Annotated in this window: 16 protein-coding genes; 3 read left to right on the forward strand and 13 right to left on the reverse strand. The window is 66.6% G+C overall.

Annotation, left to right across the window (positions count from 1 at the left end):
* Positions 1-185 precede the first annotated feature (185 nt).
* The 8 genes from secF to pdxT all read right to left on the reverse strand — a co-directional run bounded on the left by secF (position 186) and on the right by pdxT (position 7,600).
* A complete protein-coding gene (secF, locus tag ACHMXB_RS07545) occupies positions 186-1,202 on the reverse strand; it encodes a protein translocase subunit SecF (RefSeq protein WP_395404136.1) in 1,017 nt (338 codons plus the stop codon).
* On the reverse strand, positions 1,202-2,959 hold the full coding sequence (secD, locus tag ACHMXB_RS07550) for a protein translocase subunit SecD (protein WP_395404138.1): 1,758 nt from the start codon (positions 2,957-2,959) through the stop codon (positions 1,202-1,204). The genes secF and secD overlap by 1 nt, the downstream gene beginning before the upstream one ends.
* A gap of 100 nt (positions 2,960-3,059) precedes the next feature.
* Complete coding sequence (yajC, locus tag ACHMXB_RS07555; RefSeq protein ID WP_395405179.1) at positions 3,060-3,455, reverse strand: preprotein translocase subunit YajC; 396 nt, start codon at positions 3,453-3,455, stop codon at positions 3,060-3,062.
* A gap of 233 nt (positions 3,456-3,688) precedes the next feature.
* Complete coding sequence (gene ruvB, locus ACHMXB_RS07560) at positions 3,689-4,777, reverse strand: Holliday junction branch migration DNA helicase RuvB (protein ID WP_395404140.1); 1,089 nt, start codon at positions 4,775-4,777, stop codon at positions 3,689-3,691.
* The gene (gene ruvA / locus ACHMXB_RS07565; RefSeq protein WP_395404142.1) at positions 4,770-5,417 is read right to left on the reverse strand and encodes a Holliday junction branch migration protein RuvA; all 648 of its coding nucleotides are present in this window, start codon (positions 5,415-5,417) and stop codon (positions 4,770-4,772) included. Before ruvA ends, ruvB begins: the two co-directional genes overlap by 8 nt.
* Before the next feature lie 82 nt (positions 5,418-5,499).
* A complete protein-coding gene (ruvC, locus tag ACHMXB_RS07570; protein ID WP_003800677.1) occupies positions 5,500-6,078 on the reverse strand; it encodes a crossover junction endodeoxyribonuclease RuvC in 579 nt (192 codons plus the stop codon).
* A gap of 31 nt (positions 6,079-6,109) precedes the next feature.
* Positions 6,110-6,865, reverse strand: a complete 756-nt coding sequence (locus ACHMXB_RS07575; RefSeq protein ID WP_190602648.1) for a YebC/PmpR family DNA-binding transcriptional regulator — start codon at positions 6,863-6,865, stop codon at positions 6,110-6,112.
* Between the two features lie 3 nt (positions 6,866-6,868).
* Positions 6,869-7,600 (reverse strand): pyridoxal 5'-phosphate synthase glutaminase subunit PdxT, encoded by a 732-nt coding sequence (pdxT, locus tag ACHMXB_RS07580; protein WP_395404145.1) that lies wholly within the window; start codon positions 7,598-7,600, stop codon positions 6,869-6,871.
* Positions 7,601-7,691: 91 nt separating this feature from the next.
* On the opposite strand from pdxT, the gene ACHMXB_RS07585 reads away from it, so the two are divergent.
* Together ACHMXB_RS07585 and ACHMXB_RS07590 are read left to right on the forward strand one after the other, a co-directional pair.
* The gene (locus ACHMXB_RS07585; RefSeq protein WP_395404147.1) at positions 7,692-8,981 is read left to right on the forward strand and encodes a MurT ligase domain-containing protein; all 1,290 of its coding nucleotides are present in this window, start codon (positions 7,692-7,694) and stop codon (positions 8,979-8,981) included.
* On the forward strand, positions 8,978-9,730 hold the full coding sequence (locus tag ACHMXB_RS07590; protein WP_395404149.1) for a type 1 glutamine amidotransferase: 753 nt from the start codon (positions 8,978-8,980) through the stop codon (positions 9,728-9,730). The genes ACHMXB_RS07585 and ACHMXB_RS07590 overlap by 4 nt, the downstream gene beginning before the upstream one ends.
* A gap of 29 nt (positions 9,731-9,759) precedes the next feature.
* Here ACHMXB_RS07590 and ACHMXB_RS07595 read toward each other — a convergent pair whose 3' ends face one another.
* Positions 9,760-11,076, reverse strand: coding sequence for a CapA family protein (locus tag ACHMXB_RS07595; RefSeq protein WP_395404151.1), 1,317 nt, complete (start codon positions 11,074-11,076; stop codon positions 9,760-9,762).
* 100 nt (positions 11,077-11,176) lie between these two features.
* On the opposite strand from ACHMXB_RS07595, the gene ACHMXB_RS07600 reads away from it, so the two are divergent.
* Positions 11,177-13,189, forward strand: coding sequence for a M3 family metallopeptidase (locus ACHMXB_RS07600; RefSeq protein WP_395404153.1), 2,013 nt, complete (start codon positions 11,177-11,179; stop codon positions 13,187-13,189).
* A gap of 84 nt (positions 13,190-13,273) precedes the next feature.
* On the opposite strand, the gene pdxS is transcribed toward ACHMXB_RS07600, so the two are convergent.
* The 4 genes from pdxS to thrS all read right to left on the reverse strand — a co-directional run bounded on the left by pdxS (position 13,274) and on the right by thrS (position 17,522).
* Entirely contained in the window at positions 13,274-14,200 is a 927-nt protein-coding gene (pdxS, locus tag ACHMXB_RS07605) for a pyridoxal 5'-phosphate synthase lyase subunit PdxS (protein ID WP_102972340.1), read from the reverse strand.
* A 139-nt stretch (positions 14,201-14,339) separates the two neighbouring features.
* A complete protein-coding gene (gene pgsA, locus ACHMXB_RS07610) occupies positions 14,340-14,960 on the reverse strand; it encodes a phosphatidylinositol phosphate synthase (protein WP_395404156.1) in 621 nt (206 codons plus the stop codon).
* Positions 14,950-15,537, reverse strand: coding sequence for an HIT family protein (locus ACHMXB_RS07615; protein ID WP_395404158.1), 588 nt, complete (start codon positions 15,535-15,537; stop codon positions 14,950-14,952). The genes pgsA and ACHMXB_RS07615 overlap by 11 nt, the downstream gene beginning before the upstream one ends.
* 20 nt (positions 15,538-15,557) lie before the next feature.
* Complete coding sequence (gene thrS, locus ACHMXB_RS07620) at positions 15,558-17,522, reverse strand: threonine--tRNA ligase (protein ID WP_395405181.1); 1,965 nt, start codon at positions 17,520-17,522, stop codon at positions 15,558-15,560.
* Between the last annotated feature and the right edge of the window lie 49 nt (positions 17,523-17,571).

A 17,571-nucleotide genomic window follows, 5' to 3' on the forward strand; every position in this document is an offset into this window, starting at 1 on the left:
TTCCCGCTCCGGGCCCGACCGATAACCGAGTCCGTCAGCAACGGTCCAGCCCGGTAGGCAACGAAGTACCCGGATGGTCCGGCGGGAGGCACACAGGCGCTTTACCGGAGGCGCACAGGCGCTTAACGCAAAGGCCGGATGCCGTCACGGTGACGGCATCCGGCCTAAGGGCAGGTGCGGGGTGCCTAGGCTTTTGCAGGCTCGGCGGCTGCAGCCTTGGCGGCGGTGTCCGCGCGGCGCTGCTTGACACGCTGGGCCTGCTTGACCAGCGGCGCTTCGCCCTGGCGAAGCCAGGCGTACATCGGCGCGGCGATGAAGATCGTCGCGGCGGTGCCGATCAGGATACCGACGAACAGTGCCAGTGAAAGGTCGCGCAGGGTTCCGGCGCCCAGCAGGCCGGCTCCGATAAACAGGATCGCCCCGACCGGAAGGATGGCAACCATCATGGTATTGATGGAGCGGACCAGTGTCTGGTTGACGGCCAGGTTGACCTCCTCGCCGAAGGTCCGGCGCGTGGAGGAGTCGATGTCGGCCGTGTTTTCACGGATCTTGTCGAACACCACCACGGTGTCATACAGCGAATAGCTGAGCACCGTAAGGAACCCGATAATTGCCGACGGCGTGACCTCGAAGTCGCTGAGGGCGTACACACCGGCCGTGATGAACATCGTGACGACCATGCCCGCGATCGCAGAGAGCGACATCTTCCAGGTCCGGAAATAGAGCGCCATCAGGACCGTCGCGAGGGCAACGAAGACCACCAAGCCAATCAGGGCCTGCTTGGTGACGTCAGCGCCCCAGGTGGGGCCGACGAAGGTGGAGGTCACCTCGTTGTCCGTCACGCCGTAGGCCTTGGTGAGGCCCTCCTTGATCTTGAGGGTCTCGTCGTCAGAGAGCTTGTCCGTCTGGATCCGCATGGTGGTTCCGGCAACGTTGGCCACGCGCGGCACGCTGCCGGGAACGACGTCGTGGACGGCCTTCTCCCCTGCGGATGCGTCGGTGGTCTTGACGTTGGAGACCGTGAACTCGGAACCGCCGCGGAACTCGATGCCCAGGTTGAAGCCGCCCTTGACCACCGGGATGAGGATCGACAGCGCAACCGCAACGGCGGCCACCATGAACCAAATCTTCTTGGACCCAACGAAGTCATAGGAACGCTTGCCCGTGTAGAGCTCGTTGCCGAATTTCGCGAAACTGGACATTACTTGCCCTCCTTGGCCGGGCCCTTGGAGGAACCGGCGAGCTGCTCCTGCTGCTCCGCGCGGCGGCGTTCAGCGATGGTCATCCGGCGCTCAGCCTCGGCCGCGGCGCCGGTGTTCTTGGCGCGCACCACTGACGGCTTGTCCTCGGGGCTGCGGAGCCTGCCGGCGCCGCGGTAGAGCGGCACCGCACCGAGCCGCTCGGGGTCAAGGCCGGAGAACTTGTGGCCTTCACCAAAGAACCGGGTCCTGGCCAGCTGCTGCAGCGTCGGGTGCGTGAACATGAACACGACGATGAGGTCGGCGATGGCGGTCAGGCCAAGCGTGAAGGCAAAGCCCCGGACGTTGCCGACGGCCACGAAGTACAGCACCAGTGCGGCCAGGAGGTTGACCGCCTTCGATGCCAGGACGGTCCGCTTGGCCCGCTTCCAGCCGTTCTCCACTGCAGACACCAGGCCGCGGCCTTCGCGGAGCTCATCACGGATACGTTCGAAGTAGACGATGAACGAGTCCGCGGTCTGGCCGATCGACACGATGATGCCGGCCACACCGGCGAGGGAGAGCCGGTAGTTTTCGGTCCAGCCCAGGATGGCAATGGCAAGGTACGTGAGCGCGCCCGCCACCACCAGCGACGCGATGGTGACGAAGCCCAGCGCACGGTACTGGAACAGCGAGTAGACGACCACCAGCAGTAGACCGATCAGGCCGGCGAGGAGGCCCATCCGGAGCTGCTCACCGCCAAGGGTGGCGGAGATCTGCTGTTCGCTCTGGATGTCGAAGCTGATGGGCAGGGCACCGAACCGCAGCTGGTCGGACAGCGCCTTGGCGGACTGCTCCGTGAAGCCGCCCGTAATCTGCGGGCGTCCGTCGGTGATCACTGCCTGGGACCGCGGGGCCGAAATGACCTGGTCATCCAGGACGATGGCGAACTGCGACTTGGGATCGCTGCCGGTCTCGCCGCCTGCAGCAACGTAGAACTGGTTGAGCCGTTCGGTGACCGTCTTGAACTTGGCCGTACCCTCGGCATTGAACTGGATGTTCACAGCCCACTCGTTGGTGACGGCGCCCTGGGCGCCCTGCTGGAGCTGGAACGTCGAGCCCTGGATCTCCACACCCTTGACCTCGACCGGACCCAGGATGTACTTGATCGCAGGTGACTGGTCCGTGGCGGGCTCACAGGTGACCAGCGGCTTGGCCGGATCTGAGCGTTCCTGCTTGTCCTGGGCCGGGTTGTCACAGTCGAGGGCCTCGAACTGCTTCTGGATGTCCGCGGTGATCCAGTTCGAATCGCTGGCGTTCGTGGGCTTGGCCGTCGGCTTCGGCAGCTGCGCGGCGGGAGTCCGCTGGTCGGCCGGAACCACGGCCCCGGGGCCCGTGACAAGGACGGGCCTGAAGTTCATGTCCGCTGAGGCCTGGATGAGCGCGCGGGTCTGCGAGGACGGAGTGCCGGGCAGGCTCACCACCACGTTGCGGCCGGACTGCGTGCTGATCTCGGCCTCGGCAACACCGGAGCCGTCCACACGCTGACGGATGATGGCCACCGCCTGGTTGAGCTGCTCCTCGTTGATGTCCGAGCCACCCTCAACCTTGGGTGCCAGGATCATCTGGGTGCCGCCCTCGAGGTCCAGGGCAAGCTTCGGGCTCCAGCTGGCAACCCCGGACATCGTGCCGCCCGCCAGGACGGCCGTCATGGCAGCCAGGATTACGCCAAGCCAGACCAGCACCCGAAGGGATGGTTTATTGCGGCCAGTTCGTGCCATTGCTTATCTTTCTATTAATTGCGGAGGGCCGCCGGGGCGAGCCTTGGCGCACCCGGCGGCTCCGCAGCCGTAGACAGCTGTGCTGCGCGGAAGCGGCGGACTAGATGTCCTTCTTGCCCTCGTCGTTGAGGCGCTTGAGGGTTTCGTCCGGGGTCTCGTCGGCCGTGCCGGCCTTGGCTTCGGGCGTCAGCGAGTCCTCGGCCGTCAGGGCGGACGCATCATCCGGAACGGCGTGCGTTTCGGCGGCGGGTTCCACGATCTTGGTCACGGCCTGGCGGTGGACGGTGGCCAGGTTGCCGGGCGACAGTTCCAGGACCACCTTGTTCTCTGCGTCATCCATGGACACGATGCGGCCGAACAGTCCGAAGCTGGTCATCACCTCGATGCCGGGGGCGAACTCTGACTGCAGCTTGGCCTGCTGCTGCTGCGTCTTCTTGTTGCGGCGGAACATCATGAAGATGAAAACGCCGAGCATGACGAACAGCAGAATGGTCATGATGTCGATGCCGCCGCCGGCCTGCGGCTGGGCCTGGGCACTGATTTGTGCGAACAAGTGAAGTTCCGTTCTGTACTTGCGTAGCTGGTTGACAGCGACGTCCGCTTTGCACCGGGCTGCCCGCCCGGACACGGGAAACCGGCGCGGGCGGCCCGCCGAAGCGGGACACGGAAACAAAGCCCGGACGTGCCGAGCGTCTTTCCAGTCTAGAGGGAAAAGCTGGGAGGGCGCTGCTATTGGGTGCTGGAAACCCATTCAGATGACGATTCTTCATCGCCCGGGCGGGACTCGAAAAGGTCCAGCGTCTCCTGCCCGAAGACTCCCGCCGGTACTGCCAGGCCAAGGTGGGTCCAGGCCGGAGCCATGGCGATGCGGCCCCTCGGCGTCCTGCCGAGCAGCCCTTCCCGGACCAGGTACGGCTCGGCGACCGTCTCCACGGTCTCCGGCTCCTCCCCCACGGCGATGGCCAGGGTTGACAGGCCCACCGGGCCGCCGCCGAATTTGGTGATCAGTGCTTCCAGCACTGACCGGTCCAGCCGGTCCAGCCCCCGCTTGTCCACTTCGTACATATCCAGTGCGGCGGACGCGGAACGGGAGTCAATCTGTTCGATCCCGTGGACCAGCGCCCAGTCCCGGACCCGCCGCAGCAGCCGGTTGGCGATACGGGGCGTGCCACGCGACCGTCCGGCAATCTCAGTGAATCCGGCCGAGTTCACCTTCAGGTCGAGCAGGCCGGCAGACCTGCGCAGCACCAGCTCCAGCTCCTCCACGGAATAGAACTCCAGATGGCCAGTGAACCCGAACCGGTCCCGGAGCGGGCCCGGAAGAAGACCGGCGCGCGTGGTGGCACCCACCAGTGTGAAGGGCGGCAACTCCAGCGGAATGGCCGTGGCACCGGCCCCCTTGCCCACCACAATGTCCACCCGGAAGTCTTCCATGGCCATGTACAGCATTTCCTCGGCCGGACGGGACATCCGGTGGATTTCGTCGAGGAAGAGGACCTCGCCCTCTGACAGTGAGGAAAGTATGGCGGCGAGGTCGCCGGCGTGCTGGATGGCCGGGCCGCTGCTGATGCGCAGCGGGGCGTTCATTTCGGAGGCGACAATCATGGCGAGTGTGGTCTTGCCGAGGCCGGGAGGACCGGAGAAGAGCACATGGTCGGCGCTGCGCCCACGCATCCGGGAGGCTTGCAACACCAGGGAAAGCTGTTTGCGGACCCTGTGCTGACCCACGAAGTCATCGAGGTTCTTGGGCCGGAGCGCCGCCTCGATGGCCCGCTCCTCCGGCTCTTCTCCCCCGGCGACCAGGGACGGCTCAGCCACGGCTGCCTACCCTGTTGCCCGCCCGGGCTCCGTCCTGGCCGAGCCAGCGCAGCGTGGTGCGCAGGATCTCGGCAACGTTGCCTTCGCCGGCAAGTTCCGGCGCGTCTGCGAGGGCCTTGTCGATGCTTCCCGTGGCGTCCTTTTCGGACCACCCGAGGCTAGTCATGGCGGCCACGACCTGCGGCTTCCAGACGCCTTCCGATGTCGCAGCCGGCGCTCCCGCGGGCGCAGCCGTGCCGTGCGGAACCAGTTTCCCGGCGAGTTCAAGAACGATGCGCCCGCCGACCTTCGGGCCGATGCCCGGGACCTTGGTGAACGTCTTGCTGTCCCCGGTGTGCGCCGCCACGCGGATGGCCTCGGGATCGTGCACGGCGAGGACCGCGAGGGCGAGCCGCGGGCCCACCCCGCTGACACTGAGCAGAACGTCGAAAACTTCCCGTTCGTCGTCGCTCGCGAAGCCGAACAGGGTCAGGGAATCCTCCCGGACGATCAGGGAGGTGAAAAGCTTCCCCTCCTCGCCGGTCCGCAGCTTGCTGAGCGTCTGCGGCGTCGCGTAGACGCTCATGCCGGCGCCGTTGAGGTCGATGACGGCGGTGGACAGTCCGACGTGCGCCACGGTTCCGCGGAGAAAACTAATCAAGGCCGGGGCTCCTGAACTTGCGCCGGCAAAGAACCGACTATCCGAACATATCTACGAATACCCTAGCAAGCACCGGCGACATTCAGCGTGCACGGCGCGCCTTGGCCTCTGCCTCGGCCCAGGCTCGCTGGGCGGGCGTCAGCGACTGGCTGCCGGGGCCGGTGGTGGCTACGCTGGCCCCGCTGCCCGCCCGCCATGCGTGCGTGATGGCGAGGGCCAGGGCGTCGGCCGCGTCCGCGGGACGCGGCGGAGCGTCGAGCCGGAGAATCTTGGTGACCAGTTTGGTCACGGCCTCTTTGTTCGAGGATCCGCTCCCGGTCACCGCCGCCTTGACCTCCGACGGCGTGTGCAAAGCCACGGGGATGCCGCGCCGGGCCGCGGCGGCGATGACGACGCCGGAGGCCTGGGCCACGCCCATGACGGTGCTGACGTTGAGCTGCGAGAAAACACGTTCCACCGCCAGCACGTGTGGCTCGTAGCGGTCGAGCCAGTCGTCAATGGCCAAGGCGATCACCAGCAGCCGCTGGTCGAGCGTTTCCTCGGGGGACGTCCCCACCACACCAACGGCCACCATGGTGGCCCGGCGGTTCTTTTCGACGTCCACTACGCCGATGCCGCAGCGGGTCAGCCCGGGGTCGATGCCCAGTACGCGCAGCGTCACGAGCAACCGCCCCGGTCCGCCACGCGGAAAATCACTCGGCTTCCAGGGCAGCCTGAACTTCGTCGCTGAGGTCAGCGTTGCTGTAGACGTTCTGGACGTCGTCGAGGTCCTCGAGGGCGTCAACGAGCTTCATGAACTTCTTGGCAGCGTCAAGGTCCAGCGGCACCTCCATGGAGGGCACGAACTCGGCCTCGTCGGTGTCGTAGTCGATGCCCGCTTCCTTGAGCGCGTCACGGACAGCCTGCAGGTCCTTCGGGTCCGAATGGATCTCGAAGTTGTCCCCGTTGTCCTTGACTTCCTCGGCGCCCGCGTCCAGCACTGCCATGAGGACGTCGTCCTCGGTCAGGTCGTTCTTAGGCAGGGTGACCACGCCCTTGCGGGTAAACAGGTAGCTGACCGAGCCGGGATCGGCGATGGTGCCGCCGTTGCGGGAAATGGCCAGACGGACCTCGGATGCCGCGCGGTTCTTGTTGTCGGTGAGGCACTCGATCAGCAGCGCGGAGCCCTGCGGGCCGCGGCATTCGTACATGATCTCGGTGTAGTCCACGACCTCGCCGGTAAGGCCGGCGCCGCGCTTGATGGCGCGGTCGATGTTGTCGTTCGGGACGGAAGTCTTCTTGGCCTTGGTGACGGCCAGTTCGAGTCCGGGGTTGCCCGCGAGGTCCGGGCCGCCCATGCGGGCCGCGACTTCGATGTTCTTGATCAGCTTGGCGAACGACTTTGCCCGGCGGCTATCAATGATGGCCTTCTTGTGCTTGGTCGTTGCCCATTTGGAGTGGCCTGACATGCTTTACGCTTCTCCTCTGATCATGCGAATAAAAAGTTCATGCACGCGCTTCTCCCCAGTCACTTCCGGATGGAAGGAGGTGGCCAGCAGCTGGCCTGAACGCACTGCAACAATTCTAGCCGTCCCCTGCAGATCGGCCGCGTGGGAGGCATGCTCCTGGTCGGCCGGCTCCACCTGTGCCAGGACCTCGACGCCGGGGCCCACGCGCTCCACCCAGGGCCCCCGGATGAACACCGCGTGAACCGGAGCCACGCCCTGCTCGGTGGCGCTGAAATCCAGGCCCTTGAAATCGAGGTCGGTCTCGAAGGACTCACGCTGCCGGCCGAACGCGTTGCGGCGCACCGTGATGTCCAGGCCGCCGAACGTCTGCTGCGGGTTGCCGGCGAGGTCCGCGGCGGGGTCGGCGATGTCGTGCGCCAGCAGGATCATGCCCGCGCAGGAGCCGTATACCGGCAGGCCGTCGGCGATCCGTTGCCGCAGCGGCTCGGCGAGGTCGAAGGCGCGGGCCAGCTTGTCGATGGCCGTGGACTCGCCGCCGGGAATGATGAGCCCGTCGAGTCCCTCGAGCTCGGCGGGGCGGCGGACACCGACGCCGGTGGCGCCGGCGGTCTCGACCGCCCGGAGGTGCTCACGGAAGTCGCCCTGGAGTGCCAGAACGCCGATGCGCAGGCCGGACCCGGGCTTTTCGGGCACGCCGGCAGGGCGCGGAAGGGCGCTGGAAAGGGAATTGGTCATCTAAACAGCATAGTGTCCCGGGCACAAACCACCGTTCCCACTACAGGCCGACCGCCACATTGCATGCCGCTGCTGGGATATATTACAGAGCATGTTTTCCCTCAGCGTTCCGCTCGGCAAATTCGTTCGCCGGGTCTCCCGGCTCAGGGGCGGAGGCTCTGCATTCCCCGGCCTGGTGGTCGAGAAAATCGATCCCGGTTTCATGCAGCGGACCCTGTCCACCCTTCCCCACGGCGTGGCCGTGGTCAGCGGCACCAACGGCAAGACCACCACCACCAAGATGGTGGTGGAGCTGCTGGAAAGCCAGGGCCTGAAGGTGTTCACCAACCGCACGGGCAGCAACTTCACCCGGGGCGTGGCGGCCGCCCTGATCGGCGACGTCGACTGGCGCGGACGGCTCGACGCCGACATCGCCGTGCTGGAGCTGGACGAGGCCCACGCCGTGCATTTCGTCAACCGGGTCCCGCCGCGCTATAGCCTCCTGCTGAACGTGCTCCGCGACCAGCTGGACCGCTTCGGTGAGATCGACAAGACAGCCCAGCTCCTCCAGCACATCGCCTCCAAGACAACGGGGACTGTGGTGCTGAACCGCGAGGACCCGCGGGTGGCCCGGATCGCCGGTACGCTGCAGGGTCCCGAGGTTGTCTACTTCGGCCTGGACGACTCCCTGCTGGGCACGTTCCCCAGCGACGATGAACTCCGGGCCGGCCCGGGCAGTCCCGTACCTGCGGTACCGCACAGGCCCGAGGCCGACGTCGTTCTCCGCCGGGTGGGTGCCGATGACGCGGACTTTGAGTACGACGGCGTCACGGTCACCACCGGGATGAAGCTCCGCGGCGTCTACAACATCTTCAATGCCGCGGCCGCGCTGGCCCTGGCCCGCAGCATCTGCGGCGGCGGCGCCGCCACGGCGGACCACGGCACACTGCTGAAGGCGCTGTCCGAGGTGGCCCCGGCATTCGGGCGCGGCGAAAGCCTCACGGTAGACGGGCTCCCGCTGGACCTGGTCCTGGTCAAGAACCCGAGCGGATTCCGTCTTGGCCTCAAGTCGTTCCCCTCCGGCGGCTACGCCACCATGATCGCCATCAACGACAATTACGCTGATGGCCGCGACATGTCCTGGCTGTGGGACGTCGATTTCGACTCGCTGCGCGCGGAAGGCGTGGACCAGGTCAGCGGCTCCCGGGCGTACGACATGGCCCTGCGCCTGCAGTACGACGAAGTGCAGATCGGGGCGGTGGACACCGACATCCCGGCCGCCCTCGCCGACTTCATCCGCAAGGGCAGAGGCAAGCCGAAGCGCGTCTTCTGCACCTACACCGCAATGCTCGCCATCCGCCGTGAGCTGTCCAAAATCACCACAGTGGAGGTGGTCTCTTGACCCCCGAATCGACCGCCGGCACTACCGCGTCAAAGGGAACCATCCGGGTCCTGCAGCTGTACCCGCGGGAGATGAACATCTACGGCGACTGGGGCAACGCCCTGGTGCTGCAGCAGCGCCTGAAGTGGCACGGATACACGCCCGAGCTGCTCGAGTACAACGTGGGCGACGAGTTCCCGGAGGGCGTGGACATCATCCTTGGCGGCGGCGGCCAGGACAGCGGCCAGCTTGTGATCCAGGATGACCTGCAGGCACGCGCCGGCCTCCTCAAGGGGATGGCCGAGGACGGCACGCCCATGCTGCTCATCTGCGGGCTCTACCAGCTCTTCGGCCGCTTCTTCAAGACCCGCTCAGGGCCGGTCATTCCCGGCATCGGAGTTCTGGACGTGGAGACCCACGGCACGGATGAGCGGCTGATCGGCAACGTCAAGGTCACCACGGCGGAGTTCGGCGAGGTCCTGGGCTACGAAAACCACAGCGGCCAGACCACCCTTGGCCCCGGCGTCGAACCGCTGGGGACGGTGCCGAAGGGCACCGGCAACAACAGCAGCGACGGCCAGGAGGGCGCCCGGTACCGCAATATTGTGGCCAGCTACCTGCACGGTTCCCTGCTGCCCAAGAACCCGGCCATCGCCGACTTCCTGATCCGGACCGCCGTCGAACGCAAGTACGGAACCTTCACCCCCGGCGAAGCGGATGACCGCTACGCCGTCCTGGCCCGCGAGCACGCGGCGCGCCGGCCGCGCTAGGCGCAACCGCCAAGGACGGTGCTCCAGTCTCAGCGTTCCTTGGTGACCAGCAGTTCGCGGGCTCCGGCCTGCGCCGCGCCCATGGATTCCACCACCTGTTTGGTCCTCAGCCGGGTGCCGGCGTCAGCGGCGGGACTGGCGCAGACGCCCTGCGGGGCGTCAGCGGCCACGGAGCACCAGCGGTAGGGGGCGCTGACGATGACCGACGGCGCCCAGGCGACGTCGGATGCGGTCCACTTGCCGGCAGTGTCCTGGCTGAACTGTGCCCGGAGCAGCAGGCCCTCATTGTTGACGACGTACGTCGGGGACAGTTCCGTCACGCCGTTGCCCAGGCCGTAGGCGATCCAGGTTCCCTTGTACTTTTCGACGGGGAGCACCGAGTGTGTGTGGTGCCCATAGATCATGGTGAACTGGCCGCTGTCCGCCAACGCGTGCGCCACGTCCAGCTGCTGGGCGTTCGGGGCACTGGCGTACTCGTCCCCCGCGTGCATGGCGCCCAGGACGATGTCCGCGCCCAGCCTTCTCGCCTCCTTTGCCTTGGCGATCATGGTGGGGGCGTCGAGCATGTCCACTTGCCACGGCTGTTCCGGGACCTGCCCATTGAGTCCGTAGGTGCCCTCAATGACGGCAATGCGGGCGGCATCGGTCTGCAGGATCAGGATGCCCCGGGACTCGGCCTGCGTCCGGTAGGAGCCGGTGTGCTCCAGCCCTGCTGTATCCAGCACATCCAGGGTCCTGGTGAGGCCCTCGGTGCCCTGGTCGATGGTGTGGTTGCTGGCCGTGGTGCAGGCACGGTAGCCGACCGACTTAGCGGCAGCGGCGATCTGCGGCGGGACGTTGAAGGATGGGTACGCGGAGAACGGTCCCCCCGGCAGGGACACCGGCGTTTCCTGGTGGCAGATGGCGAGGTCGCTCTGTTCGATATAGCGCCGCTGCCCTTCCAGGAGCGGGCCGAAGTCCAGTCCTTTAACCCCCGCGGCGACGGCATCTTCGTGGGCCTGTTGCCACAGTTGGGTGTGCACCAGCATGTCGCCGGTCACCAGGACAGACGTGCAGCGGACCGAGGCGCAGGCGGGACCGGCACCCGGGGTTGGGGTGGCTGCGGTGCTCGGGGTGGGGTCCGCCGTCGGGGTTGCAGCGGCAGTGCTGCCGGCGCTGGACTGCGTTTCCGGGCCCGAAGGCTGGCCGGCCGCACTGGCAGGCTGGCTGCCGGATACACTGCCGGACTGGTTACCCGGCTGCGGCCGGGCCTGCTCGGCGGCCACGCCGCAGGACGCCAGCCCCGCCATCAGCAGTGCAGCGGCGGCCGCCTGGAATGCACGACCGGATACGTTGGTGTTCCCCATGACCCCAGCGTAAGTCTGCCGGAAGCTGGCGGCGGGCAACCCGCCCGTAAGAGCACGCGAAAACATTGTGCACCGCAGAGCTGCATGAAAGGGTTGTTTCATGACCAATCCCCTCCTCTCCCCCAGCGCCCTGCCCTTCGGACTGCCACCGTTTGCTGACATCGACGACGGCCACTACGCCGAGGCGGTTGACGCCGGACTCAACGACCACCTGGCCGAGATCCAGGCCATCGTGGACAACCCGGAGCCCGCCACGTTCGACAACACGGCGCTGGCCATGGAGAAGTCCGGCCGGCTGCTGGACCGCGCCGCGGCTTCTTTCTTCACCCTCGTTTCGGCCGACGCCTCGGAGGCCATCAAAAACCTGGAGACGGAACTGTCGCCCCGCTTCGCCGCGCACCAGGATGCCGTATACCTGAACCGGGGACTCTACGAGCGGTTCGCGGCCGTGGATTCCGCGGGTTTGGACGCCGAATCGGCCAGGCTTGTGGAGGAGTACCTCAAGGAGTTCCGCCAGTCCGGGATCCAACTGGACGATGCCGGCCAGGACCGGCTCCGTTCGCTGAACGCCGAACTGTCCCGGCTGGGCACGGAATTTGGGCAGCGCACCAAGGAGGCGATGAAATCCGCCGCCCTGCTGCTGGACAGTGCCGATGACCTCGCCGGCCTTCCCGCGGATGAGATCGCCAGCGCCGCGGAAGCAGCCCGGGTTGCCGGGCATGACGGCAAGTTCCTCCTGACGCTGATCCAGCCAAGCAACCAGCCCGCCCTCGCTGCACTGGACAACAGGGACGTGCGCCGGCGGCTCTTCGAGGCGTCAGTGGCCCGCGGCAGTACCGGCGGTGACCTCGACGTGCTCGACCTTGTGAACTCCCTGGTCCGGCTCCGCGCCGAAAAGGCGGCCCTGCTGGGCTTCGCCAACTATGCCGAACTGGTGGTGGACCGGCAGACCGCTCCGGACTTCGGAGCTGTCCGGTCCATGCTGAACCGGCTGGCGCCCGCCGCGGTCCGGAACGCCGACGCCGAGGCCGAGGCCCTGGCCGAGAGCGCAGGCCACCCGCTGGAGGCCTGGGACTGGGCCTACTACTCCGCCAAGGTGCGTCGGGAACGGTACACGGTGGACGAGCAGGCCCTCAGGCCGTACTTCGAGCTGGACCGGGTACTGACGGATGGCGTGTTCTTCGCCGCGACCTCGCTCTTCGGCATCACCTTCCATGAGCGCACGGACCTCGCCGGCTACCACGAGGACGTCCGGATCTGGGAGGTCCGGGACGCGGACGGAGCGGAACTGGGGCTGTTCCTCGGCGACTACTACACCCGCGAAACCAAGCGGGGCGGGGCGTGGATGAATTCGCTGGTGGACCAGTCGGCGCTTCTGGGCACCAAGCCGGTGGTCATCAACAACCTGAACATCTCCAAGCCGCCCGCGGGTGAGCCCACGCTGCTCACGCTCGATGAGGTGCGCACGGCGTTCCACGAGTTCGGCCACGCCCTGCACGGGCTGTTCTCCGACGTCACCTACCCGCGGTTCTCCGGCACGTCGGTGCCGCGGGACTTTGTGGAGTACCCGTCCCAGGTCAATGAAATGTGGATCATGTGGCCGGAGGTGCTGTCCAACTACGCCCGCCACCATGCCACCGGGGAGCCGCTGGCCCAGGACGTCGTCGACCGGCTCAACGAGTCCCGCCTGTGGGGCGAGGGCTTCGCCACCACCGAGTACCTCGGTGCGGCGCTGCTGGATCTGGCCTGGCACGTGCTGGACACCGACGGCATTCCGCAGGACGCCCTGGAATTCGAGGCGAAGGCACTGGCCGCGGCAGGGGTTGCCCATCCGCTGATTCCGCCGCGCTACCGCACCGGCTACTTCCAGCACATCTTCGCGGGCGACGGCTATTCGGCGGGCTACTATTCCTACATCTGGAGCGAGGTGCTGGACACCGAGACCGTGGACTGGTTCACAGAGAACGGCGGCCTCAGCAGGGCCAACGGCGACCGGTTCCGCGCCGAGCTGCTCTCCCGCGGCAACAGCCGGGATCCGCTCGAGTCGTTCCGCACCCTGCGAGGACGCGACGCACGGCTCGAACCACTGCTCAAGCGCCGCGGCCTCGAATAAAGAACGACGCCGGCCCACCACCTTCGAAGGTGGCGGGCCGGCGTCGTTCTATCAGGAGCGCAAAGGCGCCCCCAGAAGCGCGAGTTACCAGCCGCGCTCGGCGAGGCGGTGCGGCTGCGGGATTTCGTCCACGTTGATGCCGACCATGGCCTCGCCCAGGCCGCGGGAGGCCTTGGCGATGACGTCCGGGTCATCGAAGAAGGTGGTGGCTTTCACGACGGCGGCGGCACGCTGGGCCGGGTTGCCGGACTTGAAGATGCCCGAGCCGACGAACACGCCGTCTGCGCCCAGCTGCATCATCATCGCGGCGTCCGCCGGGGTGGCGATGCCGCCGGCGGTGAACAGCACGACGGGGAGCTTGCCGGTGGCGGCAACTTCCTTGACCAGTTCGTACGGGGCCTGCAGTTCCTTGGCCGCGACATACAGCTCGTCCTCGGGCAGGGCAGCGAGCTTGGCGATCTCGGCGCGGATCTGGCGCATGTGCCCGGTGGCGTTGGAAACGTCGCCAGTGCCGGCTTCGCCCTTAGAGCGGATCATGGCAGCACCCTCGTTGATGCGGCGCAGCGCCTCACCGAGGTTGGTGGAACCACAGACGAAGGGAACCTTGAAGTTCCACTTGTCGATGTGGTTGACGTAGTCGGCCGGGGTCAGGACCTCGGACTCGTCGATGTAGTCCACGCCGAGGGACTGCAGGACCTGGGCCTCGACGAAGTGGCCGATGCGGGCCTTGGCCATGACCGGGATGGAAACGGCATCGATGATCTGGTCGATCATGTCCGGATCGGACATGCGGGACACGCCGCCCTGGGCGCGGATGTCGGCCGGGACGCGCTCGAGCGCCATGACGGCAACGGCACCGGCATCTTCGGCGATGCGGGCCTGTTCGACGTTGACGACGTCCATGATGACGCCGCCCTTGAGCATCTCTGCCATGCCGCGCTTGACGCGGTTGCTGCCCGTCACGCTGTTGGCGGACGAGCCGGCTTCGTTGCTTACATCAGGTGTAGACACAAAAACCCCTATGGGTAGCTAGATGACCTTTCGCCGGCAGTGCAGGCGGCAAGGACATGCCCTTTAGCACACACCGGAATACCGGATTCATTGACCGGCAGTCCTGATATACTAGTCCCACGGCGGCAGCCCGGCTTAATCAGGTCGGTTCGGAGTCTGCCAGCGACTGGAGGCGCACGGCCAGGACGCGCTGGACCACCGTGACAAGGCTCGCCGCGGCCAGCAGCACCAGGGTCGCCAGCAGCACAACCGGTGGCAGTCCGACGCCGGTGAGGCCGGTGATCACCAGGACGGAGACCAGGCGTTCAGCACGTTCGGCGATGCCCACGTTCGCCTGGAAGCCGAGGGATTCGGCCTTCGCCCGGACATAGGAAACCACCATGCCAAGGACAAGGCAGACGACGGCGGCAATGGCTATGGGGGCGTCCGCGCCGCCGGTGAAAAACCAGATGGCCAGGCCGGCAAAGAGGGCACCGTCAGCCAGCCGGTCCAGGCTGGAGTCCAGGAAGTTGCCCCAGCGCCCGCCGAGGTTCTGCATCCGCGCCATGATGCCGTCGATGACGTCGGAGAAGATGAACAGCGTGATGAAGAGCGTTCCCCACCAGAGCTGGCCCAGCGGATAGAACACCAAGGCGCCGACCACCACGCCGGCCGTTCCCACTATGGTGATCGCGTCAGGCGAGACGCCAATTTTCAGAAGCCAGCGTGCAAGCGGGGTGAACAGCGCGGTGAAGAACCCGCGGGCATGCCTATTCAGCATGCGTCTCCCCGGGCCAGGCGTCGGCAACCTGCTGGCGGACCTCGTCGAGGGTCTGGGTGATCGCCTTGGTCTGGGCGATGATGGGGAAGAAGTTTCCATCCCCGCCCCAGCGCGGAACGATGTGCTGGTGCAGGTGCCCCGCGATGCCGGCCCCGCCCACAACCCCCTGGTTCATGCCCAGGTTGAAGCCGCCGGGATTCGCCACCTTCCGCAGCACCCGCATGGCGGTCTGCGTCAGGTCGGCGAATTCGGCCGTCTCCTCCACCGTCAGGTCAGTGTAGTCGGGGACATGGCGGTAGGGGCACACCAGCAGGTGGCCGGGGTTGTAGGGGAACAGGTTCAGCACCACATAGCTTGTGCGTCCGCGGTACACGATGAGCGATTCCTCATCGGTGCGCGCGGGCGCGATGCAGAACGGGCAGTCGTTCTCGTTCTTGAACTGGTGCTGGCCGCCCTTGATGTAGGCCATGCGGTGCGGAGTCCACAGCCGCTGGAAGGCATCCGGAACGCCGGCGAGGCCGAAGTCGTCCGTCACCTCCGCGTCGCCCGGATAGCCCGACCCTGTGTTCTCCTGCACGTGTGCCCCCTCCGCCGCGGCTAGCTGGTCCGGTTGCGGACGGCGTCCACAATCCGCTGGACGGCCTCGGCCACGGGCACGCCGTTGTCCTGGCTGCCGTCCCGGAACCGGAAGGAGACGGCGCCTGCCTCGGCGTCCTCTCCGCCGGCGATCAGCACGAACGGGATCTTGTCCTTGCTGGCCGTGCGGATCTTCTTCGGGAAACGGTCCGAGGAGATGTCCACCTCGGCGCGGATGCCGGCAGCCTTGAGCTTGTCGACGACGTCGAACATGTAGTCGTTGAAGGCCTCCGCCACCGGAATGCCCACCACCTGCACGGGAGCGAGCCACGCCGGGAAGGCGCCTGCATAGTGCTCGGTGAGGACGCCCATGAACCGCTCCACCGATCCGAACAGGGCACGGTGGATCATGACGGGGCGCTGGCGGGTGCCGTCGGCAGCCTGGAACTCGAGTTCAAAGCGCTCAGGCAGGTTGAAGTCGAGCTGGATCGTGGACATTTGCCACGTGCGGCCCAGGGCATCCTTCGCCTGGACCGAAATCTTGGGCCCGTAGAACGCGGCTCCGCCCGGGTCCGGAACGAGCTCCAGCCCGGACGCCTCTGCCACTTCGGCCAGGGTGCGCGTGGCTTCCTCCCAGGTGGCGTCGTCGCCGACGAACTTGTCCTCGTTCTTGGTGGACAGCTCGAGGTAGAAGTCGTCCAGGCCGTAGTCCTTGAGCAGGCCGAGGACGAAGTTCAGCGTGGTGGTGAGCTCGTCCTTCATCTGCTCGCGGGTGCAGTAGATGTGGGCGTCGTCCTGTGTCATGCCCCGCACGCGGGTCAGGCCGTGGACCACGCCGGACTTCTCGTAGCGGTAGACGGAACCGAATTCGAACAGCCGCAGCGGCAGTTCGCGGTAGGACCGGCCACGCGAGCGGAAGATGAGGTTGTGCATGGGGCAGTTCATCGGCTTCAGGTAGTAGTCCTGGCCGGGTTTGCGGACGGTGCCGTCCTCGTTGAGCTCCGCGTCGATGCGCATCGCGGGGAACATGCCGTCCCGGTACCAGTCCAGGTGCCCGGAGACCTCGTACAGGTGGCCCTTGGTGATGTGCGGGGTGTAGACGAACTCGTAGCCGGCGTCCACGTGGCGCTGCCGGGAGTAGTCCTCCATGGCCTTGCGGATGATGCCGCCCTTGGGGTGGAAGACCGGCAGGCCCGAGCCCAGCTCGTCCGGGAAGGAGAACAGGTCCAGCTCGGCGCCAAGCTTCCGGTGGTCGCGGCGCTCGGCCTCCGCGATGCGCTCCTGGTACGCCTTCAGGGCGTCCTTGGTGGGCCACGCGGTGCCGTAGATGCGCTGCAGCTGCTGGTTGTTCTGGTTGCCCAGCCAGTACGCCGCCGAGGACCGGGTCAGGGCGAAGGCGTTGGAAATGAGCTTGGTGTTGGGCAGGTGGGGGCCACGGCACAGGTCGCACCAGATGCTGTCCCCGCTCTTGCGGTCGACGTTGTCGTAGATGGTGATGTCGCCGGCGCCCACCTCGACGTTGACGCCTTCGCCGGCATCGGCGGCGTCGTTCTTCTTGCCCAGCAGTTCGAGCTTGTAGGGCTCGTTCTTCATGGCTTCGCGGGCCTCGTCCTCGGAGACCACGCGGCGGACGAACTTCTGGTTCTGGTTGATGATCTTGAGCATCATCTTTTCCAGGGTCTTCAGGTCCTCCGGGGTGAAGGGTTCCTCGACGTCGAAGTCGAAGTAGAACCCGTCAGTGATGTAGGGACCGATGCCCAGCTTGGCGTTCGGGCGCAGCTGCTGCACGGCCTGGGCCATCACGTGGGCGGTGGAATGGCGGAGCACGTTGAGCCCGTCGGGGGAATCGATGGTGACGCCGTCTACCTGGGCACCTTCGGGAAGGGGCTGGTCCAGGTCCTTGAGTTCGCCGTCGACCCGGGCCACTACGACGTCGCGGCGCTCAAAGAAGAGTTCCGCGCCGGTGGTCCCGGTAGTCACCTTCATTTCTTCGCCATCGACGATGAGGGTGATCTGCTGGGCATCTGACACGGGT

Origin of the sequence: Arthrobacter sp. UC242_113 (assembly GCF_044054585.1) — a bacterium.
Taxonomy (GTDB): Bacteria; Actinomycetota; Actinomycetes; order Actinomycetales; family Micrococcaceae; genus Arthrobacter.